We start from the raw sequence: 23,840 nt of genomic DNA, 5'->3' as shown, positions 1-23,840 counted from the left end.
ATGCTTTTTTAATAATAACCGCTATCCTAATAACAGGAATCAGATAACGATTTCTTTAAAAACAAATATCAGCCTAGGGACCTATGATTAAAGAGTAATTAACTAGCATAATAGAAGATGAAGAGGGTCAGTATAAATTAGGAGGATTATTATGAACGAGAAAGAAAGAATTATCGAATTAGTTAGACAAAAAATTATATCTATGGATGAAGCCTTAAGATTACTTGAAGCAGGTGGTATGGCAAACGACTCATCAGAACCTACTGAGGATAGCGCTAAGACAAAAGACACTAAAATTGAGAGCAAGACATTGGTAAAAGATGACCTCAACCGCCTGGTTCGTTCAATGGTAGATCAAGCAGTGAATGCAGGGACAAGTGTAGTGAAAGAAGTAGCTCAAGCAAGCAATCAAGTCGTTAAAGAGGTCAATGATTCACTGGAAAACCGTAAAGAAACAAAAGACAGACCTTCTTTTAAAGAACAGACCAGTGATCAAGAAGAACATGCTTCTTATCAAGCAAAGGCTGAAGCTTTTGAAACAAAAGGGCAGGCCATTCAGCAAGAAATTGAAGAGGTTAATGAGCGACTTCATCAATTTAATGAAGAAAAGATTATTATCCAACAGCGGTTAAGAGAACTAGAAATTCTGGCTGAAATTGAAGAACTGACCACTGAGATGAAAGATCAGGTCAAAGATTTTACCTTACAAGAAAGAGCGATTGACAGTGAAATTAAGCATTTAGAACAGCAAGTCGAAGGACTTTATGATCAGCAAGAGGATCTATATGAAGAATGTAAAGAAAATCAACAAGCTGACCCTGAATTTAAACGGTTTATTTCTAATTCCACCCAAGTTCTTACTGAGCAAGCGCACCAATTTAAAGAAGAAGCAAGCAGAGAAGGTAAACGCCTTGGCAAGCAAGTGAAGGATCTGATAAAATCCTCACTCAATAATTTCACCACTAAGGATGTTAATGTATCTTTCAATGTGCCTTGGATTAAGAGTCAAGTATTAGACCATACTTTTTCCTTTGATGGAGCAACTTTAACAGCGATGGATTTTAATGTATTAAATGGTGATTTACAAGTAGAATTCCATGAAGGCGACGACATTTTAGTAGAGGCTGCTATTAAGCTGATGGGTGGACAAGATAAGCTAACGGTTGACTTGTTCAAAGAAAAAGTAACTATAACCACCATTGAAAATAAATTGGTTTTTCATGTGGATGCTATGAATTTAGCTATGGATGCCAAGATCAGCTTGCCTCATAAGCTATATCATTCAGTTGTTTTAAATACCCTTAATGGAGATATAAGAGTCAAACAAATGGAAGTAAACAATCTAATCATTTCTAGTAAGCGAGGAGACATCCGTCTTGCTGATACCAAGGCAGATGAAGTGAATATTGACACAAAATTAGGAGATGTTAAACTTAAAAACATCTCAACTGATATATTAGGTTTGAATCTAGTCAATGGTGATGTAAAAATTAAAAACTCAACCATCCAAACAACTAGTCTTAAAAATATTAATGGAGACTTCCGAATTGTTGGACCAGTTGGTAATATTAAGGCCAGTACAGTTAATGGAGATTGTTACATTACTAAAAAAGATATCGAACCAGCTAACATCTCACTTTCAGCTGTTCATGGCGACCTTAAAGTCAGCTTACTAAAAGAACAGGCTTTCACCGCAAGAGGTAATCTCTCTGAAGGACAAATTAAGCATCGAATGTCTGGCTTAGACCGACAAGAAATTTTTGATGGTGGTAAATCATTTATATACAATCGTCCCGGTCATCTGGATCAGAAAGAAGTTCAGATTGATGCAAGTATTACCTTTGGAGATTTGTACCTAAAAGATGGAGATTCTGAGACAGGAAAGGAAGGTAAATAATGCAACGATTAACACGCTCATCATCCGATCGCCGCATTTTTGGTGTTTGTGGTGGTATAGCAGAATACTTTAATATTGATTCGACTTTAGTCCGTTTAATTTTTCTGATTGCTATGTTTTCAGCAGGAGTGGGTTTTTTCCCATACATTTTAATGGCGGTTATTATACCCTATGATTATCAAGTTGGCAAACCCTCTTTACGTCGTAAAGGAAAGAAATATTCAGAAACTAATTCTCATCAGGTGATTAAAGATATTACTCCTCAAGATGACGATAACTGGAGTGACTTTTAGAAAAATAAAACGAGCCCTCATCTTATTAGGTGAGGGCTCATTTTTAATGATAGCGCCATTTGCTAGTCAGAAGGCTCTTTCTATGATACCATTTTAGAGAAAAATGAATGGAGGATCGGACCGTGGGAAAATATGTGACAGTCCAAAAATTAACTGAAACTTTAGATGTGGAGATTGTCTATGGTCATGAACATGTCGATAAGAAAATTGTTTCCAGTGAAGTTTCAAGACCAGGACTTATTCTGGCAGACTTCAAAGAATTCTATCCGAGTGATCGGATTCAATTAATCGGTCGAACAGAAACAGCTTATTTAGATACCTTGACTAGCCAAGAACGTATTGAGAAATTCCGCTCTATCTGTCGTGAAGATACGCCTGCTATTGTAGTCGCTCGAAAAATATCTATACCTTCAGAACTTATTTTAATAGCTAAAGAACGTCAGGTGCCACTACTTTCAGCTCGTTCTCGTACTAGCCGGGTCTTGGCAAATCTAACCAATTATTTAGAAGGACAATTAGCAGAGCGTTTTTCAAAGCATGGAGTCTTTCTTGAAGTATTTGGGATGGGAGTCTTGTTAACAGGCACCTCTGGAGTCGGCAAATCAGAAACCGCTTTAGAGTTGATTCAAAGGGGTCACCGTCTAGTAGCCGATGACCGAGTAGAATTTTTTATGGTGGATGAGCTAACCCTAATTGGTGAAGCGCCGGAAATTCTACAAAACTTATTAGAAATTCGTGGCTTGGGAATTGTTGATGTAATGAGTCTTTATGGAGTCTCGGCCATTGTACGTTCTAAAAAGTTAGAATTAATTATCGAGATGGTATTAGATGATGGACAAATTGAATATGATCGTTTAGGGTCTGGTCAACAATACGACCGGATTTTTGATGTTCAAATCCCAAGAACGAGAATACCGGTAAAAACAGGACGGAACTTAGCAGCTATTATTGAAGCAGCCGCTATGAATTTCAGAGCCAACAGTATGGGCTTTGATGCTACAGATGCCTTTAATGCTAAATTAGATGCTTTGATCATGTCTAATCGTGAGGTGACTAATGATTAATTCTTTCGGCTCAATTTTTATGAAGATAGATCGCATCGCCTTTCATATTGGAAGTTGGCCTGTCTATTGGTATGGGCTAATCATTGGTTTCGGAATGTTATTGGCCTATTTCTTATATATAAGGGAAGTTAAACGTAAAGGGGCCGATCCAGATAAGGCCTTTGATCGCCTTTTTTGGGCAATTATCATCGGTTTTATAGGGGCTAGAATTTATTATGTAGCCTTTTCTTGGCAGTCCTATCAAGATAATTTGTTGAGTGTTTTTGCTATTTGGAACGGTGGTATTGCAATCTATGGCGGAATTATTGCGGGCTTTCTAACCTTAATATATTTTATTCGTAAAGATAATTTAAATGCAGCATTAGAAATGGATATGGCAGCACCTGCCTTGATGTTGGCACAAATTGTTGGGCGGTGGGGTAATTTTATTAACCAGGAGGCTTACGGAGGGATTGTGAGTCGCTCCTATTTAGAAAATTTAAGATTACCTACTTTTATCATTGATCAAATGGAAGTCCAAGGGCAATATCGTCAACCCACCTTCTTATTTGAGTCTTTATGGAACTTTATCGGTCTTGTTTTAATTATGACGATAAGAAGGAAGCGTTTCTTAAAAGAAGGAGAAGTCGCAAGCTTTTATGCAGTTTGGTACGGTATAGGTAGAGCTTGGATTGAAGGTTTACGAACAGATAGTCTTTATTGGGGACCTTTTAGAGTCTCACAAGTTTTTTCGTTAATTATCGTTGTAAGTGCTATTTCAATTATGATTTATCGAAGAGTCCACTTGACACTTCCCTTCTATAAGGAATCAGATATTGCAAGATAAGGAGAAAAAAATGAACATTACAATTCTAGGATCAGGTTCGTGGGGGTCTGCTCTAGCAAAAGTCTTATCAGACAATCAACATAGTGTTACTATTTGGAGCATTGATCCTCAGGTGGTTGATGAGATTAATCAACAACATACCAACTCGCATTTTCTTAAAGAATTTGAGCTGAATGAGACTGTTAAAGCAACGCTTGATTTAGTACAAGCCTTAAAGAAAGCAGAAGTCTTGCTTTTTGCAGTACCCACCCAAGCAATTCGTAAGGTTTCTAAAGAAGTAAATAAACTTTTAGTCAAAATGGAGCGACCTCCTTTAATTATTCATGTGTCTAAAGGACTTGAACAAAAAAGTCACTTGCGTATTTCTCAAGTGCTTCAAGAAGAGCTGACCACAGATCTTTACAGAGCTTTAGTCGTCTTATCCGGTCCTAGCCATGCGGAAGAGGTCGCACGCGAAGATCTTACATCCGTTACCGCGGCCAGTGAATCGCTAGAAGCTGCTGAAACTGTTCAAGAGCTCTTTATGAATAATTATTTCCGTGTATACACTAACACGGATGTGATAGGGGTTGAATTAGGCGCTGCCTTGAAAAACATTATTGCTTTAGGCGCAGGAATTCTTAATGGTTTAAACTACGGGGACAATGCTAAGGCCGGTTTAATTACACGGGGCTTGGCTGAAATATCGCGTTTGGGTATACGCTTAGGGGCAGACCCGCTAACTTTTCTTGGTTTAAGTGGAGTTGGAGACCTCATTGTAACTTGTACCAGCATTCATTCACGTAATTGGCAAGCTGGTAATTTGTTGGCTAAAGGCTTAACCGTTGAAGAAGTGACAGAAGAAGTCCAGATGGTGGTTGAGGGTATTTTTACTTGCCTGGCAGCTTATGAGTTGGCACAAGAATATCAAGTCGATATGCCAATTACTAATGGCCTCTATCAAGTTCTTTATCAAGGAGCGGATGTTAAAGAAGTGGTTAGTCAATTAATGAATCGCTCTGGCAAACAAGAAGCCTCTTTAGCCCAACACAATGAAGTGATCACCTCAGAGAAAGGAAGATAAGATGGAAGATACGATTGAAAAGACAATGATTAATGTCGATGTTGTGATAGTAGGCGCTGGCCCTGGAGGAATGACGGCAGCCCTATACGCTTCACGTGCCAATTTAAAAACAATTATTCTTGAGAAGGGTCTACCAGGAGGAGAAGTTAATAATACGGCTGATGTAGAGAACTATCCAGGTTTTTCTAAAATAGCCGGTCCAGAATTAGCTCATAAATTTTTTGAATCTGCTATGGAGTTTGGCGCGCAGCATTCAATGGAAACGGTGGTTGGAATTGACTTACATGACCAAGTAAAACATGTCATTACCAGCAAGAACATCTATGTAGCACCTGTTGTCATTATTGCTACTGGATCTCAGCATAGAAAGTTAGATATTCCAGGGGAAAATCTTTTAAGTGGTAAAGGAGTTTCTTATTGTGCTGTTTGTGATGGCTTCTTTTTCCGTAACCGCCACTTAGTGGTTGTAGGAGGGGGAGATTCGGCTGTCGAAGAAGGAATTTACCTCACTCAGTTTGCTGATAAAGTAACCATTGTTCACCGTCGAGACAGTCTTAGAGCTCAACAGATATTACAAGAGCGTGCTTTCAAAAATGATAAAATTGACTTCATTTGGGATACGACTGTTGAAGAAGTTATAGGTGATCAATCCGTAGAAGGCGTGTTCTTACGAAATAGAAAAACCGGCGAACGCTACACATATCCTTGTGAGGGAGTCTTTATCTACATTGGCTTAGTGCCGAACTCTTCGTTGGTTAGCCATCTAGATATTACGGATGAAGAAGGATGGATTATCACCAACGAAAAAATGGAAACGCGGATTCCGGGCATTTTTGCTGTAGGAGATGTTCGCCAAACACATTTACGTCAAATTGCCACGTCTGTTGGCGACGGGAGTCATGCAGGCCATATGGCTTACCAATATATTCAAACCTTAGCAGACTAATTTTTATAATTAATCAGACTTAGCTATTTTTAAAGGTAAGTCTTTTTAAGAAATAACTAAAAACGTGGGAGATTAGTCAAATTTCTACTATTTTATCCCAATCATGATATAATAAATAACAATGAGAAAGGTGGCGAGAATATGCCTTGGCGTGAATTATATAAAAAATGGAAAAACAAAGAAAATCTTGACCAAGCGGTCAAGAAATCTCTAGAAGAACAAGCTGGCGATGAAACAAAAGATGCTTTTAATAATGTTTTAAGCTTTGGTACGGCAGGGATGCGCGGTATTATAGGAGCGGGCCCGAACCGAATGAATATTTATACAGTTAGACAAGCAACAGAAGGTTTAGCCATGTTAATCAATGAAGCAGGTCAAGAAGCAAAAGAGCGTGGTGTTGTTATTGCCTATGATTCGAGACACTATTCCCCCGAGTTTTCAATGGAAGCCGCTTTAGTCTTAGGTAAGCACGGAATTAAGGTTTATTTATATGAAAGCCTACGTCCAACACCTACCTTGTCCTTCGCTGTGCGTTATTTACATGCTTATGCGGGTATCATGGTAACGGCTAGTCACAATCCGGCAGAATATAATGGTTATAAGGTCTATGGTGAAGATGGCGGTCAAATGCCACCAGAAGATGCGGATAAGTTAACTCGGTTTGTACGGTCCATTGAAGATCCACTAGTCATTGAAGTAGGAAATAAGACGGAATTGTTAGGGTCAGGTAAAGTTGAAATTATTGGTGATCGTGTGGATCAAGCTTATCTAGCTGAGATTGCTAAAGTAACGATTGATTCTAATCTAATTGCTGAGATGGCAGAAGAAGTAAAAATTGTTTTTACTCCACTACACGGTACGGGAATGTATCTAGGGATGCAGGCTTTAGAACAAGCAGGGTTTTCTAACATCCATGTTGTTGAAGAGCAAGCAGAACCAGATGGAGGTTTTCCAACTCTTAAATCCCCTAATCCTGAATCGCCTGAATCATTTGACTTGGCTGAACAAATTGGGCGAAATATTGAAGCTGATATTCTTTTAGCAACAGATCCGGATGCTGATCGTTTAGGTGCGATGATTCGTACTCAAGAAGGAAATTATCAATTGCTATCAGGAAACCAAATCGCCTGCTTAATGTTGAACTATATGTTAAAAGCATACCAAGCCAAAGATCAATTACCTGAAAATGGTGTAATCATAAAATCGATTGTTTCAACAGATCTAGCAGAAGAAATTGCTAAAGCCTATAAGGTTGAGACGGTAGATGTTTTAACAGGTTTTAAATTTATTGCAGAAAAAATTAAACAGTACGAAGAATCAAAAGCGCACACCTTCATTATGGGCTTTGAGGAAAGTTTTGGCTATTTATTGAAGAGCTTTACACGTGATAAAGATGCTATTCAAGCCTTAGTAATGTTGGCTGAAATTACAGCCTTTTATAAAAAACAAAACAAAACCCTCGCACAAGCGCTAATGTCAATTTATGAAGAATATGGTTATTATAAAGAAAAAACTTTATCCATCTCTTTTACATCACTTGATGGAAAGCAAGAAATGGAAGCGTTAATGAATGAAACGCGGGCTAATCGCTTGACGGAGGTAGCTGGTATTCCTGTTGCCGAAGCCTACGATTATTTAAATAGTAATTTGATTTATGCAGATGGTAAACAATCCAGTCTTTCATATCCTAAATCCAATGTTTTAAAATATAAATTGAAAGACGGATCATGGATTGCCTTAAGACCAAGTGGCACAGAGCCAAAAATAAAATTATATATGGGCGCTAAAGCTAAAAGTGAACAGGCTGCAAATGACAAAATAGTGAGTTTAGAGGCCTTTTTGAATCAATTGATTAAGTAAGTTAAATCTCTGCTGAAATCTTTTTCTTTTTAAGAAAGTGGATTTCAGCAGCTTTTTTAGCTAAAAGATTCATAGATAGAGTAGAAATTAATTTGTGATATAATAGAGAGTAATAAATATTCACCAAGAAAAGAGGGAGACCATGTCAAATTTGGAATTAGTCATTATCACTGGGATGAGTGGTGCAGGCAAAACCGTTGCTGTTCAAAGTTTTGAAGACCTTGGATATTACTGCATCGATAATATGCCGCCAAGTCTTTTGCCAACCTTTTGGCAATTGATGCGAGAATCAGGTAAAATCACTAAAATCGCTATGGTAATTGATTTAAGAACACGGGAGTTTTTTGATGAGTTATCGGATATAATCGGTACGATGGATAATAATCAAGATGTTACTTCAAGAATTCTCTTTTTAGAAGCCAATGACCAAGAATTGGTTTCTCGTTATAAGGAGTCACGTAGACATCATCCATTATCACAAGCAAATGAAGTCTCAACATTGAGTGCGATTGCTAAAGAAAAAGAGTTATTACGCGATTTAAGAACGCGTGCTCAAATGATTGTAGACACTTCTGAAATGAAACCCAGACAACTAAGAGCTTATATTATGGAACATTTTGCTGAAAAGGAGCAAGTTACCTTTAGAATAGATGTAGTCTCTTTTGGTTTTAAGTATGGTCTTCCAATAGATGCAGATGTTGTCATGGATGTGCGTTTTTTACCTAACCCTTATTATATTCAAGATTTAAGAGGATTAACTGGAGTGGATAATGCGGTTTATGATTATGTTATGAGTCAACCGGAAAGTCAAATTTTTTATAATAAGCTAATCGACTTATTAAATTATTGTGTTCCTGGCTATAAACGCGAAGGCAAAAGTAGGGCTGTGATAGCGATTGGTTGTACAGGGGGGCAACACCGTTCAGTGGCCCTAGCTGAAAGAATTGGCGAACATTTTACTCGCATGAATTATTGTACAAATGTTAATCACCGTGATATGGCAAAAAACCAAAACCAAGTATTAAAGAAGGTTGCTAGAAATGAATCAGATGCGTCAAGCTCGTTATAAAGTTGCGGTAATCGGTGGGGGAACCGGCTTGCCTGTAATTTTAAGAGGGCTAAAGAAATTAGATGCCAACATTACAGCAATCGTTACTGTTGCCGACGACGGAGGGTCATCTGGCGTTATTCGTGATTATATTAACGTTGTTCCACCGGGAGATATCCGTAACTGTATGTCAGCTCTTTCCGAAGCAGACCCAGTCTTACTTGAACTCTTTCAATATCGCTTTAACACGGATGATGATTTTTTAGCAGGCCATGCCATTGGAAATCTTTTGATTGCCGCTTTAAAGGAAATGAAAGGCTCACTGTCGGAAGCCATTGATATCTTATCGCAATTTATGAATATTAATGGTCAAATCCTACCAGCAGCTCCTGAACCATTAATTTTGCAAGCTTTATTTGAAGACGGAACGATTGCTGTTGGCGAGTCGAAAATAGCTCACCATCGTAAACGCATTCAAGAAGTTAATGTAATGACTATTGAAGGAAAACCTGCCGTTAAGGCTTCTTCAAGGGTTGTGGAAGCAATCATGGAAGCAGACTTAATTGTATTAGGTCCAGGCAGTTTGTATACTTCTATTTTGCCCAATTTAATGATTGATGAGATTGGACAAGCGATATCAAAAACCAATGCTCAGGTAGTTTATATTTGTAATATTATGACTCAATTAGGAGAAACAGAAAACTTTACGGATGCAGATCATATTGAAGTATTACATAATCATTTGGGAGTTCGATTTGTCGATACCGTTTTGGTTAATACTACAGAAGTTCCCAAAGAATATATTATCAATCAACCAAACAAAGAGTATCTGCTTCAAGTAAAACACGATTTCAATGGTTTGCGTCGTTTAGGATGTCGGGTTATATCTAGTGAGTTTTTAAGTATGAAAGAAGGCGGCGCTTATCATGATACGGATAAGGTTGTTGAAGAATTAGGGCACTTATTGAATAGTGTGCGTTTGCTTGATAAAAATAGTTCTGATTCAAATAAGCACTCAGTTTTATAAATGGACTAAATGTTGGTTAAGGAGAGAGTAGGATGACATTTGCAGCAGAAGTAAAAAAAGAATGTACATTATTAGAAGTTCACAAAGAGCATGCCAAAGCAGAATTAGCGGCATTGATCCGCATGAATGGTGCGGTTTCTATTTATCAACAAAAGCTAATTTTAAATGTACAAAGTGAAAATGCTGCAATCGCAAGAAGGTTATATACCTTACTCAAGGACTACTTTGATGCTGAAAGCGAACTGATTGTTCGGCGCAAAATGAAATTAAAAAAGAACAATGTCTATATTGTGCGCTGTCGTTATCATGTACAAGAAATTTTAGAAGATTTAGAAATTTTTGATCAATTAAGCCTCATCTCAAGAGTGGCTCCCGAAATAATGCAAAACGACCCAAAGAAGCGCTCTTATTTGCGAGGAGCCTTTTTAGCGGGAGGCTCGGTGAATAATCCGGAGTCAAACTCTTATCATTTAGAAATATACTCGAGTTATGAGGATCATAATGAAGATCTTTGTAAAATGATGAATGATTTTCATTTAAATGCAAAAACAATTGCTCGTAGAAACGGATATATCACCTACTTAAAAGAGGCAGAGAAAATCGCTGACTTTTTAGTAATTATTGGAGCCAATCGAGCAGTCTTAAAATTTGAAGATGTGCGGATTGTTAGGGATATGAGGAATTCAGTTAATCGCTTAGTTAATTGTGAAAACGCTAATCTTAATAAAGTAATTGATGCTTCGCAAAAACAAATTGCAGCTATTAAACGAATTGAAGCCAAAAAAGGATTGTCCTCTTTACCGGAAAAATTAGAAGAAATGGCACGTTTTCGTATTGAAAATCCAGATATGAGCTTAAGAGAGTTGGGAGAGCAAATTCCTAACGGACCTATTTCGAAATCGGGAGTTAATCATCGGTTGAGAAAAATTGTTGAATTGGCCGAAAAAATCTAAATAATATATTTGCTTAGCACTTTTAAACTTCTTTTTTGGTATTTAATATTAACACCATTAAGGAGGAATTATATGAATCAAGTAACTTTTGTTGGTAGATTATGTCGAGACATACAGTTAAAAGAGGTTGGCGATTCAGCGGCTGTTACTAATAATGTCATTGCAATCAAACGTCCTTTTCGCGATCGTAATGGTGAATCAGTGACTGACTTTATTCCTTTCGTCGCTTGGAACGGTTTGGCAAAATTGATTCACAAGTATGCATGCAAGGGGCAACGCATTGCTTTATCAGGAATGATGCAAAGTCGCAGCTATCTCAACGCTGAAAAAGAAGAAATTTATGTTATTGAATGTAATGCCAGCGAAATTACTCTCTTGGATAAGCCGAAATCTAAGGCGGTTTCTAATCAAGAGATGGAGATGAAGGCGGAAGATATGCAGGTGTCCCAAGAAACGATTCAGCAAGTGTTAAATGATATTTCAAATTGATTAGCTGTTTTAAAAAAGTTGCCGAGCAAATACTTGCTCGGTTTTTTGTTTTTATAAAATAATAAGCCCAAAAACTATAATTGTTATATACTACCTTGGACTGAGTGGAGAAGACCTAGTGTCTCTTATAATAAGATTTGTGTATAATAGAAAAAACAGTAGGTTCTTAAAAAGGGGGAAGCCAAATGAAAATATTAATGATTGAGGATAATGAATCCGTTTGTGAAATGATGGGGATGTTCTTTGAAAAAGAAAATTTTGAAGCAAGCTTTCATGGTGATGGAAAAGAAGGATTTGAAGCCTATCGGACGCAACCTAACATTTGGGACATTGTTATTCTGGATTTAAATCTACCTTCTATGGATGGAATGACCATTTGTCGCAAAATTAGACAGATTTCTAAAGAGACGCCTATTATTATGCTAACTGCTCAAGATTCTGAAAGCGACCAAGTGATTGGTTTAGAAATGGGCGCGGATGATTATGTAACCAAACCCTTCAGTCCCTTGACGTTATTAGCGAGGATGAAAGCTCTGCATCGAAGAGCACAAGTAGTTTCAGCTGATGCAGCTGTTAAAGAAGAAAATGAGTTTGATATTGAAACAAAAACTGTCAAAATCAATACTTCTACACGTGAAGCTTACTATCACGATAAAAAAATAGAGAGTTTAACACCTAAGGAATTTGATTTATTTGTAATGTTTGCTCAGCATCCTAAGCGAGTGTTTACCAGAGAGCAATTACTCAAGAGTATTTGGGAAGATCCCTTTTTTGGTGATGAAAGAACAGTAGATGCACACATAAAAAAATTAAGACAAAAAATAGAGCGTTATGGTTCCCAGTTGATTCAAACAGTTTGGGGAGTTGGTTATAAATTTGAAGAACTAGGTGATTAATTATGAAGTTCTTATGGCAGCAAATAATTGTTTTCTTAATAGTATTATTGACTGCCCTAACGGTTTCTGCATACCGTATTTCCGATTATATGGAAAAGAAGATCTATGAGGATCGTGAATTGCAGCTCTTGCGTTATGGTGAAAATATAGTTGATAATTATTTTTCGAGAGAAGATTTGGTTCGTGCATCCCAGTTACTGTCAAGTGAAAAAATAATTATCCAAGTGAATTTGTCCGATGGACGAATAATTTATCCTACTTATGATCAGCGCTTTGGTTCGAAGTTGAGTAAAGAAGATCTGGAACAGATTGCTAAGGGTGGAAATGTTGGTTTACGCTACTCACAAAGATACGTAGACCCAGACACGCAGTTACAAATGGCAACGGTCTACATTCCTTTGAAAGAAAATCAAGTAGCAGGTTTTCCTCCAGGTTTTATTAGTTTAGGGGCACCACTAGAAGATTTAGAAGAAAAAGTGACGGCCATGCAAGAAAAAGTATTATTTGCTTATTTATTAGCAGGTATTGCAGGCTTAGGGATGAGTGTTCTCTTTTCAATCTATCAGACTAATAAGTTAAAACAGCTGCGAAAAGCCAGTCAAGAAATTGCCTCTGGAAATTATGAAATTAAGGTGAATACCAAAGGTCAGGATGAATTTGCTGATTTATCTAAAGATTTTCAAAAGATGGCAGATTCTCTTGTTCAATATGAGTCGGAAGTTGAAAGACAAGAGACATTAAGGAAACAATTCATGATGGATGTGGCTCACGAAATGCGAACCCCTCTAACAACCATGAGTGGATTATTAGAAGGTTTACGTTACGATATGATTCCTGAAAATCAAGTGGATCGCAGTTTGGAACTCATCCACTCTGAAACGCAGCGCTTGACACGTTTAGTTAATGAAAATTTAGATTATGAACGAATACGTAACAAACAAATCAGCCTAAATAAAGTTTCTATCAATACCGAAGTTTTATTTGAAAATATAAAAACCCAATTACAAGTAAAAGCTAAAGAAAAGAATGATCAATTAGTTAGTCAAATTGCACCAGATTTCACTTTATGGGCAGACTATGATCGTATTACTCAAGTTTTGATTAATTTAGTAACCAATGCCATTCAATTTTCGCAAGATAGTGAGATTGTTTTAGAAGCTAAAATGGTAGACGCAGGTTCTCAAATAAAAGTGATCGATCATGGTATTGGGATTGACACCGATCAGATTCGTTCCATATGGGAAAGGTTTTATAAAGTTGATGTTTCAAGAAAAAACACAAAGTTTGGGGAATCTGGCATCGGTTTGGCTGTTGTCAAATCCTTGGTTGAAGCTCATAATGGGAAAATAGAAGTTGAGAGCGAACTCAATAAAGGGTCAGTTTTTATAATAACGTTGCCACGTCAAAACAAATAAGCTATAATGTACCCTTGTTAATGATAACTAACAAAACTGACATGATAAGGAGGACTATCGAGTGGGGAAAACTTTAAAAGGCATAATATCTATTGCTCTTATTTTAGGTTTAGTAGGAGTCATTACTTTGAACGCTTACGTAAATTCAAATTCAAAAGCTAATCTTGTTCAAAAGCCTAACCAAGAATTCACCAACATTTTGGACGATATTCAATCTCAAATTGATGAGCTATATTATGATGAAAACCAAGATTTCTTAAAAGAATCATTCCAAGTGGAAATGATAGACCCAATTAAAAAGAATATTAATAAGTTGAATGAATCAACGACTGTTAAGAATCAATATCTTGATCAGTTGAAAGAAATTGAAAAACGTTTCCAAGCACAAAATGAGGTCAATGACTTCTTTGCAGGAACCAAAGATGCTATCCGTGGAAATGAAGTGAATGAAGATTTAATGATCCGCGAAGGGCTCACTAAAGAAAAAGTGCTCAAGGTAAAAGAAGAATATTACTATGAAGAAATTGGAATTGATGAGCAGACTTCGGATTCAAATCAAGAAGTAGAATTAGATGCTTTTCAAAAGGCGATTAATCTTCTGATTGATCAAGTGGAAGAAAGTGTTGTTGAAGGTGATGAACTTTTAGAACTTTTCAAAGATGTAGAAAAAATTGATATCGTTGATGGTAATATTGGTAAAATAGCACAAGCTATGCGCAAATTCGATCAGCGATTATTAGAAGTCAAAAATTCACTTCCTTCTCTATATAAAACAATGAATAAAAAAGCGGATACTTATACCCATAAAGTGATTAAGGAAGTGGCAAAAATAGCTAAAGATGTGCCACAATACTATCAACTCTTAGTTAGCTCTTTGGAACCATCTGAGCGTTTAAGTCAAGCTCTTGGAGATAATAAGGAACTTTTCGAAGGATCAGAGGAAACAACGGTTGAAGTAGTTGAAACAACTCAAAAGATAGCTGAAACTGTTGAGACTTCTAACGATTATTATTACGAGGAACCAGAAAACTCATGGACTAATCCAGAGCCAACACCTCCAAGTACAACTGTTCGACCAGGAACATCTGAACCAGTTGAATCGACACAAGTAATCGAGACATCTGAAGTTAATGACGATAATTATTACTAATATGCCTTTGATTTTTAATTAAGAAAAGCACTTCACCTTCAATTCATGCCTTTTATTAAAAGGTTATTTATTGGAAGTTGGAGTGCTTTTGTTAAAATAATTGGATATAAGAAATAAGGAGGAAAGATATGGATGTTTTATGCTTTATCGCCCATGATCAGCTAGCAAATTCTTCTAGCCAGCAATTTTTATTAGCTAGTGGCCAAGCGCTCACCCAAACAGACTACGTTGATTTAACGGCTGAGTGGCAAGACAAAGGTTTTTTTGATTCCAAACAAGAGCTTTTAAGAATGGCTGATTATGAGCGTATTTTATTTCAATTTCCTCTGTATTGGTATCAAGCACCGGCTATCTTAAAGGTTTGGATGGACCAAGTGTTTAATGATCAATTAAACTTTAAACAGACAGTGAAAATTTTACAAGATAAAGAATTTGGAATTGTATTAACGGTAGGTTCTAGACTCGAAAGTTTTCAACCAGGTGAACGAGCGGGAGTTAGTTTAGCGGACTTAATGTCACCTTATTATGCTTGGGCAAACGATTTTGCTATGAAGTATCGTCCACCTTTTATTATTTCACAATTTCATTATTTAACAGAAGAAGAAAAATATCATTTAATGATTGATTACGTGACTTATTTAAAAACAGGTCGACTTTATTTACTAGAAGATAAGGTGAATGTTTTGTTAGAAGAACTTGATCGACTAAAATTAAATTTAGACCCGCTTGATCAGCATATATATGACCAATTTATTCAGAAATTAATTGACCAAGCAGACGAGCTAAAAGAATTAGAACTTTTTGATGAGGAGTAGTAAAGATAATATGAAAAAAGCAAAGATGTTCCAAGTTCCTATTGAAAAATGGGTAGAAAGTTGCAAAGATTATCCAAGTCGTGCTGTTTTAAAGGTAGCTTTAGCTGTTTTGAAAGAGCAAGAGAAGAGAATTGAACAAAATAGAGACCAATTAGATGCTAATGCATGGAGTCCCAAAGCTTGGTCTTAGATAGGCTTGCAAGATAGTAGAATAGACTTTATACTAAAACGAAAGAACGAGTGGGAGTGAATGTGATGTCAATAATTGAAGATTTAAAGTGGCGAGGCGCTATCAATCAACAAACAGATGCAGAGGGTTTAGAGAAGCTATTATCTAAAAAAACGATTGCCTTATACTGCGGAGTAGATCCAACGGGGGATTCTATGCATATTGGGCATTTAATTCCTTTTATGGTTTTAAAGCGGTTTCAATTAGCCGGTCACCAACCGATTGTCTTGATTGGAGGGGCAACAGGATCGATTGGCGATCCTTCAGGTCGAACCAGTGAAAGAAGCTTACAAACAATGGAAGTAGTCCAAAAAAATGCTCAGAAGCTGACACAACAAATGGAAAAACTGTTCTTAAAAGGGGATTCGGCTGATAATACTTTCAAAATAATGAATAATTATGATTGGTTAAGTAAACTCTCTTTATTAGAATTTCTGAGAGATTATGGTAAACACTTTAATGTTAATACGATGTTGGCTAAGGATGTTGTAGCCAGTCGACTTGAGAATGGAATTTCATTTACTGAATTTTCCTACCAAATTCTTCAATCCGTTGATTTTCATTACCTCTTCCAAACACAAAATGTTCAATTACAAGTCGGTGGTGGTGACCAGTGGGGAAATATTACAGCAGGTTTAGATTTTATCCGTCGTATGGAAGGAACAGAAGCAGAGGCCTATGGTTTAACTATTCCTTTAATGCTTAAGTCAGACGGTACTAAATTTGGCAAATCAGCAGGAGGAGAAACTGTTTGGTTAGATCCAGAAAAGACGACTCCTTATGAATTTTATCAATTCTGGCTTAATCAAGCAGATGATGATGTTGTTAAATATTTAAAATATTTCACTTTCCTCGAGCAATCAGAAATTGAAGCTTTAGAAAAAGAAGTGGCTGAACAACCGCATTTAAGAAAGGGACAACGTCGTTTAGCTGAGGAAATCACACGGTTTGTGCATGGTCAAGAAGCATTAGAAGAAGCCGAAAAAATTACTCACGCTCTGTTTACCGGTAATGTGGGTAATCTAACTACTCAACAAATTGAAGCAGGATTTAAAAATATGCCGCATGCACTAGCGAATAAAGAAGCAATGAATATTGTAATCTGGCTAGTGGAGACAGGGATCGTTCAGTCCAGAAGACAAGCCAGAGAATTTGTTAGCAACGGTGCTATATTAATTAATGGCACAAAAGTAACTGATTTGGATTATGAAATCAGTCAAAAAGATGCCATTGGAGACCTTTATATTATTGTCAGACGCGGGAAAAAACACTATACACTGGTCACTTTAAAATAGCGGTTGGTTCAAAACATCCTTAGAAAATTTCTAAGGATGTTTTTATCTGTTCAAATGTTTCAATAAGGTTACAAGTCTTATACGATTCAACGAAAACGCCCTTTTTTGATGTTTAATGTGTTAATATCATTCTTGTTAAGAGAAAAGTATCAATAGATATATTTAAATAAAAGTTCAAAGAGGAGCTAATAAGAATGAAAATCAAATTTTCTAAGAAGCTATTAACGACATTATTAACTTCATCAATTATACTTTCATCAGTTAGTAGTTTACCAATCTATGCTCAAGATATTGAGGGTATTAATGCAAACATTGATTATCAAGTAAATAATTTAAATGCTGAACAAACTCAGCTATATGCTCAGTTAGTAAATTCATACAATCAAATTGAAACAATTAAAGAAGAGGCTGAGCAACTTCAAAATTCGATTTCAGACGATAACCAAACAATTGAATTATTAAACCAAGAAATTGAAGAACTACAAGAAATGATTGACAAGCGTCAAGAGTTAATTGCTGAACAAGCGGTTGCTATTCAAGAAAAAGGTGGAACTACCAACTACCTAAATATTTTAGCATCTTCAGAATCACTTTCTGATTTCGTTGGACGAATGGATGTAATTATCAAGCTGGTTTCTTCTAATAAGGATTTATTAAATAGTCAAAAAGAAGACATGGCAAGTGTTGAAGCTAAAAAAGTAGCGACTGAAAAAGCTAAAGCAACAAAAGTTGATAAAATGATCAGCTTAGAAGCATTAAAAGGTGATTTAGAAGTTGAAACAGCTTCAGCAGAATTAGCTTACGCAGAATTAACTAGACAAGCAGAATTAGCTGAAGAAAACCGTCTAGCTCTAGAAGCAGAAGCAGCGGCCTTTGAAGCGGCAACTCAAGTAGCAATTATTGAGAACACACAAGCAGTTGAAGAAGCAGTTGTTGAATCTAGTGAAGATGTTGTAACTTCAGAAGTAGCACCATTAGAAACAATTGAAACATCTCAAGAGACTACACAAACAGCAGAAGTTTCATATGAAGTAGTTGCTTCACTAGAGACAATTGAAAGTGAAGAAGCAGTTGTTACAACTCAAGCAGTAGAAACAAGTTTAGAGCCTATTGAGACAACACAAGCTATCGAAACCACTGTTGCGCCAGTTGAAACAACACAAGTTGTTGAAACGAGTCTTGAGCCATTAGAAACAACAGCGGTTGAAGTGATTGCAACCACTGCAGAAGTAATTGAAGAAGTCCAAGCGCCAGACTTGTCTTATAATACTGGATCATTAATCGGAAATGCTGAAAAATATATTGGTATCCCTTATGTATGGGGAGGTAAATCTCCAGCAGGATTTGACTGTTCAGGGTTTGTTCAATATGTTTTCAAAGAGACCTATGGTATGGAAATTGGTGGATGGACTGGTGCTCAAGAAAATGCGGGCACTAGAATTTCAATAGACCAAGCACAAGCAGGTGACTTATACTTCTGGGGTAGTCCTGGAGGAACTTACCACGTTGCTTTAGCAACTGGTGGAGGAAATTATATTCATGCTTCTCAACCAGGCACACCTTTAGGTTACTCAAACATTTCAACATTTACCCCATCGTTTGCGGTAAGAGTCTTATAAAAATTAATGAGAGTCAGGAAACTGACTCTTTTTTTATACAATCATTTAATTAAGCAAAAGACTGCTTCTAATCTATGATATAATATGAGAGATAATTTATTTGAAAGGGGCACTCATCCGTGACCGAACAAAAAACTTTTTATATTTCAACACCGATTTATTATCCCAGTGGTAAATTGCATATAGGAAATGCTTATTCCACTCTTGCTGCTGATACTATGTCACGCTATAAGCGTTTAATGGGTTACGATGTTTTCTTTGTAACTGGAACTGATGAGCATGGTCAAAAGATTGAACAAAAAGCTGAGGAATTAAATTTAGAGCCCAAAGCATATGTTGATGAAATGGCTGAAGAAATTCAAAAGCTTTGGCAAAAACTAGAAATAACTAATGATCATTTTATTCGTACTACTGACGACTATCATGTTCAAGCGGTTCAAAAGATTTTTGACCAATTATTAGAACAAGGCGATATTTATTTGGGTGAATATTCAGGTTGGTATTCAGTCAGTGATGAGGAGTATTTTACCGAAACGCAGCTAGCGGAAGTCTTTAAAGATGAAAAGGGTAATGTCGTGGGAGGAATTGCTCCTTCCGGCCATGAAGTAGAGCTAGTAAAAGAAGAATCTTATTTCTTTAAATTAGCCAAATATACGGATCGGTTAATTGAATATTACGAATCCGATGATCAAGTGATTTTACCTGAATTTCGAAAAAATGAAATGATTAATAACTTTATCAAACCTGGTTTAGAAGACTTAGCAGTATCAAGGACCTCCTTCAGTTGGGGAATCCCAGTGAAGACAAATCCTAAACATGTTGTTTATGTATGGATTGATGCACTATCTAATTATATCACCTCTTTAGGTTATGGTAGCGATAATGATGAAGCTTTTAAAAAGTTTTGGCCTGCGGATATTCACGTCTTAGGCAAAGATATTTCGCGCTTCCATATGATTTATTGGCCCGCCTTATTAATGGCTTTAGATCTTCCTTTACCGAAACGTATTTATGCCCATGGTTGGATTGTCATGAAAGATGGCAAGATGTCTAAATCCAAAGGGAATGTGATTTACCCAGAGATTTTGATTGAACGATATGGTCTTGATGCGACTCGTTACTATCTTTTAAGAGGGATGAGTTTGGGGAGTGATTCTGTATTTACACCAGAAGACTTCGTTAAAAGCATCAATACTGAATTAGCCAATGACTTAGGAAACTTGCTCAACCGTACTGTTGCGATGATTAATAAATACTTCCAAGGTGCCGTACCTAACAAGCAAGTTTTGCAGTCACAAAATGATTTGGATAAAGAGTTCACTAATTATTTAACAGATCATTTAGAAGCATACCATGAAAAAATGGAATTAATGGCTTTTGATAAAGCGATTGACGCCTTAATGGCGATTGTTTCTAGATCTAACAAGTATATTGATCAAACTGAACCTTGGAATTTAGCAAAAGACTCACAATTAACAGATCGTTTAGCCATTGTAATGTTCCATTTGGCAGAAAGCTTACGCATCATCGGTCATTTATTAAGACCTTTTATGACACAGGCTCCATTGGAAATCTTCCAACAATTGGGTGTTGAGGAAGAAATAAACGCTAATTTAAGCGATCTAGTTTTTGGTCAATTTGCAGAAAATGCGCAGGTAATTAAAAAAGGTGTTCCTATCTTTCCTCGTTTGGAAGTGGAAGAAGAGATTACTTATTTACAAGAAGCCATGTCTCTTGAAAGTCAAAAGGATATTTCTTCAGCTAATTTAACAGTATCTGATCCTGACTGGGACCCGGAAGCAACTCAGTTAAGCTATGCTGAAACGGCAGAAGTAGCATTTGATGATTTTATTCAAACTGAAATTAAAGTAGCAGAAGTTATTGATGTCGACGAAGTAGAAGGCTCCAATAAGTTGTTACGCTTTAGACTGGATGCAGGTGACCAAGGTCATCGTCAAATCTTATCGGGTATTAAAAAATACTATCCGGATTTCAAAGAGTTAATTGGCAGAAAAGTCTTGGTTGTGGCAAATCTTAAACCGAGAAAGATGATGGGTCATATTAGTCAAGGTATGATTTTATCTGCTGAAAGTGGCAAAGATTTACATTTAGTTTTTGCCCCAGATCAAGCCAAAAATGGTTCACTGATTGGGTAAAAAGAATAAAAAGGACAAGTATTCGCACTTGTCCTTTTTATGTTTAATGAGCCTATCTGTTTGAAAAGAACGAGTTATGTTAAAATAACAAAAGATTGGAGAGGAAAAAATGAAATTATTTGATACACACACTCATCTAAATGTCTCCCAATTTCATGGGAAAGAAGAAGAATATTTACAAAGAGCTAAAGAAGCAGGCGTCGGTTTTTTAGCAGTTGTTGGTTTTGATCGTCCTACCATCGAGCGCAGTCTAACGCTTAGCCAAGAGCATAAGCATTTGATTAGTGTGGTAGGTTGTCATCCCACCGAAACCATTTATTATGATCAAGCTTTTGAAGACGATTTACATAAGTGGTTAGAATTAGATCGTGTCAAAATGTTAGGTGAAATAGGTTTGGATTATCATTGGGATACCTCTCCCAAAGATATTCAAGCTAAAGTCTTTAGAAGGCAAATAGCCATTGCCAAGGAACATAATCTACCAATTACTATTCATAATCGCGAAGCAACCAAAGATTGCTACCGAATTCTTAAGGAAGAAGGGCTTCCAGCAGCTGGGGGAATTATGCACTCTTTTGGAGAAGGACCTGAGGAGGCGAAGCGCTTTTTAGATTTAGGTATGCACTTATCTTTTAGTGGGGTGGTCACTTTTAAAAAGACGGAAGATGTCCGTCAAGCTGCGGCCATTACACCACTAGATAAACTATTGATCGAAACAGATGCTCCTTACTTAGCCCCTGTTCCAATGAGAGGAAAGCAAAATGAACCAGCTTTCGTTAAGTATGTAGCGGAAAAGTTGGCTGAAGTTAGAAACCTTTCCGTCGAAGAAGTTGCCCGGATAACAAGTGAAAACGCCTTTAAGCTATTTAATTGGCAACCAGAAGAGGAAGCTTAATGAAAGAAATAGAAGTGCCCACCGAAGTGGTGGTAGTAGAAGGTCGATCTGATACCCAACGTCTTAATCAGATTTTTGGCCCAAGTATTAAAGTGATTGAAACCAATGGGTCGGCCATTGATCAAGAAATCCTCAGCCGAATTGAAGAAGCTAATAAGCAATTTGGCGTAATAGTCTTTACTGATCCTGATTATCCTGGCGAGCGCATTCGCAGAATTATTCGTACTCAAATTCCAAGCGTTAAAGAAGCTTTTTTAAGTCAAGAAGCTGCAAATTCACATCGTAAAAAAGATTCTTTGGGAATTGAACATGCCAGTGCAGCCGATATTCAAGCAGCCTTAAGTAAAGTAACAAAGATGTCGCCTCAAAAAGAATTAAAACCGATACCCATGGCAGAACTGGTGGCTATGGGTCTAGCTGGAACAGAGCAAGCCAATGTTTTAAGGCAGACAGTAGCTAATCATTTTAATTTAGGACACGTTAACGCTAAGCAGTTACAAAAGCAATTGGCTAAGTACCAAGTAAGTCGTCAAGAGATACTAGCTTATTTAAAAAGGAGGGAAGAAAGTGAATAAAGATATTGATCATAAACTAATAGCAACACCCAGTCGTACAAGTTCGATTATGAAGCAGTATGATATAAAAATGAAGAAAAGTTTAGGGCAAAACTTTTTAGTAGAGCCTCAAATTCTACAAAGGTTAGTAGAAGTAGCAGAGATTGATTCAGAAACAACCGTTATCGAAATAGGTCCAGGAATAGGTGCTCTGACAGAGTTTTTGGCCTTATCTGCTAAGAAAGTGTTGGCATTTGAAATAGATCAACGTTTTGTAAATATTCTTCAAGATACCCTATCTCCCTATGAAAACGTTGAAGTTATTCATCGAGACATTTTAAAAGTTGATTTTAGTCAATCAGATTATGCTTACTTACACCAAAGTAAACGCTTAGTGGTGGTCGCTAATTTACCTTATTATATTACGACGCCTATCATTATGCATTTACTAGCTAGCCAGTTGTCCTTTGATTCTTTAGTCATGATGATGCAAAAGGAAGTAGCTGAGCGCATGACTGCGCAAGTAGGAACCAAAGCTTATAATTCACTAACAGTGGCTATTCAGCTTCAAATGAAAGCGGAATTAGCATTTATTGTCCCTCCCACTGTTTTTATGCCCAGACCCAATGTCGATTCTGCTGTGTTAAAATTAACGAGCTTAGAAAATCCATCTCACAACTTTAAAAACAGTAGGTCATTTCAACAGTTTGTTCAAGCTTGCTTTAAACAACGTAGAAAAACCTTGTGGAATAATTTAAAAGTTTATTATCCCAATCAAGAAGCAACTTACTTAGAAAGTTGCTTTGCTAAGGCGGATATTTTACCTAGCCGTCGCGCTGAAACATTAAATTTGGATGAGTTTATTAAGCTTTTTAACATTTTAAGTGAAAGAAATTGATAGAATAATTGTTAGACGATAATGTTAGACGATAATGTTAGACGATAATACATTGCAAGTTATTCTTACTTATGTTATATTGTAAAATTTAAGAATTTGTGATATAATATGGTATGAGGTGATAAGATGCCAAAAGACCTGATTGAAATCAAGTCAATGCTTGATGGAAGAGTTGGAGAAGAGATTGTTGTAACTGTTCAAATGGGGCGTAAGAAGAAACGAGAGCGTCGTGGAACACTTGCTGAAACTTATCGGTCAATTTTTATTGTTGACTTAGATGAGGAAGACAATGTGGATCGTGTATCATTTTCTTATCGAGACATATTAACTAATGCGGTTGAAATCGAATTTTAAACTTTCAAGTTTTAAAGAGGCTTACTTGTTATTGAGTAAGGCTCTTTCTTATTTTGTGATGCAAGCTATGGTATAATTAATTGTATATCTTATGGAGG

23 protein-coding genes are annotated in these 23,840 nt (G+C 36.6%); all 23 read left to right on the top strand.

All coding sequences use genetic code 11. From position 1 onward, the window contains the following. The first annotated feature begins 151 nt into the window (after positions 1-151). The 23 genes from ACQV2X_RS01305 (at position 152) to ACQV2X_RS01195 (ending at position 23,742) form a co-directional block, all read left to right on the top strand. Positions 152-1,897 carry a DUF4097 family beta strand repeat-containing protein gene (locus ACQV2X_RS01305; protein ID WP_428873181.1) on the top strand — a complete coding sequence of 582 codons (1,746 nt, stop codon included), beginning with the start codon at positions 152-154 and terminating at the stop codon, positions 1,895-1,897. Continuing rightward, entirely contained in the window at positions 1,897-2,190 is a 294-nt protein-coding gene (locus tag ACQV2X_RS01300; RefSeq protein ID WP_428873182.1) for a PspC domain-containing protein, read from the top strand. Before ACQV2X_RS01305 ends, ACQV2X_RS01300 begins: the two co-directional genes overlap by 1 nt. A gap of 122 nt (positions 2,191-2,312) precedes the next feature. Then, the gene (gene hprK, locus ACQV2X_RS01295) at positions 2,313-3,254 is read left to right on the top strand and encodes an HPr(Ser) kinase/phosphatase (RefSeq protein WP_428873183.1); all 942 of its coding nucleotides are present in this window, start codon (positions 2,313-2,315) and stop codon (positions 3,252-3,254) included. Beyond that, a complete protein-coding gene (gene lgt / locus ACQV2X_RS01290) occupies positions 3,247-4,080 on the top strand; it encodes a prolipoprotein diacylglyceryl transferase (RefSeq protein WP_428875177.1) in 834 nt (277 codons plus the stop codon). Before hprK ends, lgt begins: the two co-directional genes overlap by 8 nt. 10 nt (positions 4,081-4,090) lie before the next feature. Further along, positions 4,091-5,143 carry an NAD(P)H-dependent glycerol-3-phosphate dehydrogenase gene (locus ACQV2X_RS01285; protein WP_428873185.1) on the top strand — a complete coding sequence of 351 codons (1,053 nt, stop codon included), beginning with the start codon at positions 4,091-4,093 and terminating at the stop codon, positions 5,141-5,143. A gap of 1 nt (position 5,144) precedes the next feature. After that, a complete protein-coding gene (trxB, locus tag ACQV2X_RS01280; protein ID WP_428873186.1) occupies positions 5,145-6,089 on the top strand; it encodes a thioredoxin-disulfide reductase in 945 nt (314 codons plus the stop codon). A gap of 141 nt (positions 6,090-6,230) precedes the next feature. Further along, on the top strand, positions 6,231-7,949 hold the full coding sequence (locus ACQV2X_RS01275; protein ID WP_428873187.1) for a phospho-sugar mutase: 1,719 nt from the start codon (positions 6,231-6,233) through the stop codon (positions 7,947-7,949). Positions 7,950-8,091: 142 nt separating this feature from the next. Next, positions 8,092-9,018 (top strand): RNase adapter RapZ, encoded by a 927-nt coding sequence (gene rapZ, locus ACQV2X_RS01270; RefSeq protein WP_428873188.1) that lies wholly within the window; start codon positions 8,092-8,094, stop codon positions 9,016-9,018. Next, positions 8,990-10,024, top strand: coding sequence for a gluconeogenesis factor YvcK family protein (locus ACQV2X_RS01265; protein WP_428873189.1), 1,035 nt, complete (start codon positions 8,990-8,992; stop codon positions 10,022-10,024). Before rapZ ends, ACQV2X_RS01265 begins: the two co-directional genes overlap by 29 nt. A 32-nt stretch (positions 10,025-10,056) precedes the next feature. After that, positions 10,057-10,977 (top strand): DNA-binding protein WhiA, encoded by a 921-nt coding sequence (whiA, locus tag ACQV2X_RS01260; protein WP_428873190.1) that lies wholly within the window; start codon positions 10,057-10,059, stop codon positions 10,975-10,977. Positions 10,978-11,049: 72 nt separating this feature from the next. Then, on the top strand, positions 11,050-11,466 hold the full coding sequence (locus ACQV2X_RS01255) for a single-stranded DNA-binding protein (RefSeq protein ID WP_428873191.1): 417 nt from the start codon (positions 11,050-11,052) through the stop codon (positions 11,464-11,466). A 185-nt stretch (positions 11,467-11,651) separates the two neighbouring features. Beyond that, positions 11,652-12,362: a response regulator transcription factor gene (locus ACQV2X_RS01250; protein WP_428873193.1), complete on the top strand. Its 711-nt coding sequence runs from the start codon at positions 11,652-11,654 to the stop codon at positions 12,360-12,362. A gap of 2 nt (positions 12,363-12,364) precedes the next feature. Further along, entirely contained in the window at positions 12,365-13,777 is a 1,413-nt protein-coding gene (locus ACQV2X_RS01245) for an ATP-binding protein (RefSeq protein ID WP_428873194.1), read from the top strand. A 61-nt stretch (positions 13,778-13,838) separates the two neighbouring features. Further along, the gene (locus ACQV2X_RS01240) at positions 13,839-14,927 is read left to right on the top strand and encodes a hypothetical protein (RefSeq protein ID WP_428873195.1); all 1,089 of its coding nucleotides are present in this window, start codon (positions 13,839-13,841) and stop codon (positions 14,925-14,927) included. A 128-nt stretch (positions 14,928-15,055) separates the two neighbouring features. Further along, the gene (locus ACQV2X_RS01235) at positions 15,056-15,742 is read left to right on the top strand and encodes an NAD(P)H-dependent oxidoreductase (RefSeq protein ID WP_428873197.1); all 687 of its coding nucleotides are present in this window, start codon (positions 15,056-15,058) and stop codon (positions 15,740-15,742) included. A gap of 10 nt (positions 15,743-15,752) precedes the next feature. Beyond that, positions 15,753-15,932 carry a hypothetical protein gene (locus ACQV2X_RS01230; protein ID WP_428873198.1) on the top strand — a complete coding sequence of 60 codons (180 nt, stop codon included), beginning with the start codon at positions 15,753-15,755 and terminating at the stop codon, positions 15,930-15,932. A gap of 65 nt (positions 15,933-15,997) precedes the next feature. Then, complete coding sequence (gene tyrS, locus ACQV2X_RS01225; RefSeq protein ID WP_428873200.1) at positions 15,998-17,266, top strand: tyrosine--tRNA ligase; 1,269 nt, start codon at positions 15,998-16,000, stop codon at positions 17,264-17,266. A gap of 194 nt (positions 17,267-17,460) precedes the next feature. After that, positions 17,461-18,885, top strand: a complete 1,425-nt coding sequence (locus tag ACQV2X_RS01220) for an NlpC/P60 family protein (protein ID WP_428873201.1) — start codon at positions 17,461-17,463, stop codon at positions 18,883-18,885. A gap of 119 nt (positions 18,886-19,004) precedes the next feature. Then, positions 19,005-21,041, top strand: a complete 2,037-nt coding sequence (gene metG / locus ACQV2X_RS01215) for a methionine--tRNA ligase (RefSeq protein WP_428873202.1) — start codon at positions 19,005-19,007, stop codon at positions 21,039-21,041. A gap of 109 nt (positions 21,042-21,150) precedes the next feature. Beyond that, positions 21,151-21,936, top strand: a complete 786-nt coding sequence (locus ACQV2X_RS01210; protein ID WP_428873203.1) for a TatD family hydrolase — start codon at positions 21,151-21,153, stop codon at positions 21,934-21,936. Continuing rightward, a complete protein-coding gene (gene rnmV, locus ACQV2X_RS01205; RefSeq protein WP_428873205.1) occupies positions 21,936-22,511 on the top strand; it encodes a ribonuclease M5 in 576 nt (191 codons plus the stop codon). Before ACQV2X_RS01210 ends, rnmV begins: the two co-directional genes overlap by 1 nt. A gap of 49 nt (positions 22,512-22,560) precedes the next feature. Then, a complete protein-coding gene (gene rsmA, locus ACQV2X_RS01200) occupies positions 22,561-23,388 on the top strand; it encodes a 16S rRNA (adenine(1518)-N(6)/adenine(1519)-N(6))-dimethyltransferase RsmA (RefSeq protein ID WP_428873343.1) in 828 nt (275 codons plus the stop codon). Between the two features lie 126 nt (positions 23,389-23,514). Further along, positions 23,515-23,742 carry a Veg family protein gene (locus ACQV2X_RS01195; RefSeq protein WP_428873206.1) on the top strand — a complete coding sequence of 76 codons (228 nt, stop codon included), beginning with the start codon at positions 23,515-23,517 and terminating at the stop codon, positions 23,740-23,742. Positions 23,743-23,840: the final 98 nt, after the last annotated feature.

This window comes from Facklamia sp. P12945 (assembly GCF_050409485.1).
In the GTDB taxonomy this organism is placed as follows: Bacteria; Bacillota; Bacilli; order Lactobacillales; family Aerococcaceae; genus Facklamia.
The sequence above is the reverse complement of the archived record's forward strand: the minus strand, read 5'-3'. Positions and strand labels throughout refer to the sequence as shown.

What these genes read in the sequence shown, in the direction of transcription:
- rsmA (WP_428873343.1), top strand. Translation starts at nt 22,561, where the DNA reads ATGAAGCAGTATGATATAAAAATGAAGAAAAGTTTAGGGCAAAACTTT.
- ACQV2X_RS01210 (WP_428873203.1), top strand. Translation starts at nt 21,151, where the DNA reads ATGAAATTATTTGATACACACACTCATCTAAATGTCTCCCAATTTCAT.
- ACQV2X_RS01275 (WP_428873187.1), top strand. Translation starts at nt 6,231, where the DNA reads ATGCCTTGGCGTGAATTATATAAAAAATGGAAAAACAAAGAAAATCTT.
- ACQV2X_RS01235 (WP_428873197.1), top strand. Translation starts at nt 15,056, where the DNA reads ATGGATGTTTTATGCTTTATCGCCCATGATCAGCTAGCAAATTCTTCT.
- ACQV2X_RS01230 (WP_428873198.1), top strand. Translation starts at nt 15,753, where the DNA reads ATGAAAAAAGCAAAGATGTTCCAAGTTCCTATTGAAAAATGGGTAGAA.
- rnmV (WP_428873205.1), top strand. Translation starts at nt 21,936, where the DNA reads ATGAAAGAAATAGAAGTGCCCACCGAAGTGGTGGTAGTAGAAGGTCGA.
- ACQV2X_RS01265 (WP_428873189.1), top strand. Translation starts at nt 8,990, where the DNA reads ATGAATCAGATGCGTCAAGCTCGTTATAAAGTTGCGGTAATCGGTGGG.
- trxB (WP_428873186.1), top strand. Translation starts at nt 5,145, where the DNA reads ATGGAAGATACGATTGAAAAGACAATGATTAATGTCGATGTTGTGATA.
- lgt (WP_428875177.1), top strand. Translation starts at nt 3,247, where the DNA reads ATGATTAATTCTTTCGGCTCAATTTTTATGAAGATAGATCGCATCGCC.
- ACQV2X_RS01305 (WP_428873181.1), top strand. Translation starts at nt 152, where the DNA reads ATGAACGAGAAAGAAAGAATTATCGAATTAGTTAGACAAAAAATTATA.
- ACQV2X_RS01195 (WP_428873206.1), top strand. Translation starts at nt 23,515, where the DNA reads ATGCCAAAAGACCTGATTGAAATCAAGTCAATGCTTGATGGAAGAGTT.
- ACQV2X_RS01250 (WP_428873193.1), top strand. Translation starts at nt 11,652, where the DNA reads ATGAAAATATTAATGATTGAGGATAATGAATCCGTTTGTGAAATGATG.
- whiA (WP_428873190.1), top strand. Translation starts at nt 10,057, where the DNA reads ATGACATTTGCAGCAGAAGTAAAAAAAGAATGTACATTATTAGAAGTT.
- ACQV2X_RS01255 (WP_428873191.1), top strand. Translation starts at nt 11,050, where the DNA reads ATGAATCAAGTAACTTTTGTTGGTAGATTATGTCGAGACATACAGTTA.
- ACQV2X_RS01300 (WP_428873182.1), top strand. Translation starts at nt 1,897, where the DNA reads ATGCAACGATTAACACGCTCATCATCCGATCGCCGCATTTTTGGTGTT.
- ACQV2X_RS01220 (WP_428873201.1), top strand. Translation starts at nt 17,461, where the DNA reads ATGAAAATCAAATTTTCTAAGAAGCTATTAACGACATTATTAACTTCA.
- ACQV2X_RS01245 (WP_428873194.1), top strand. Translation starts at nt 12,365, where the DNA reads ATGAAGTTCTTATGGCAGCAAATAATTGTTTTCTTAATAGTATTATTG.
- rapZ (WP_428873188.1), top strand. Translation starts at nt 8,092, where the DNA reads ATGTCAAATTTGGAATTAGTCATTATCACTGGGATGAGTGGTGCAGGC.
- tyrS (WP_428873200.1), top strand. Translation starts at nt 15,998, where the DNA reads ATGTCAATAATTGAAGATTTAAAGTGGCGAGGCGCTATCAATCAACAA.
- ACQV2X_RS01285 (WP_428873185.1), top strand. Translation starts at nt 4,091, where the DNA reads ATGAACATTACAATTCTAGGATCAGGTTCGTGGGGGTCTGCTCTAGCA.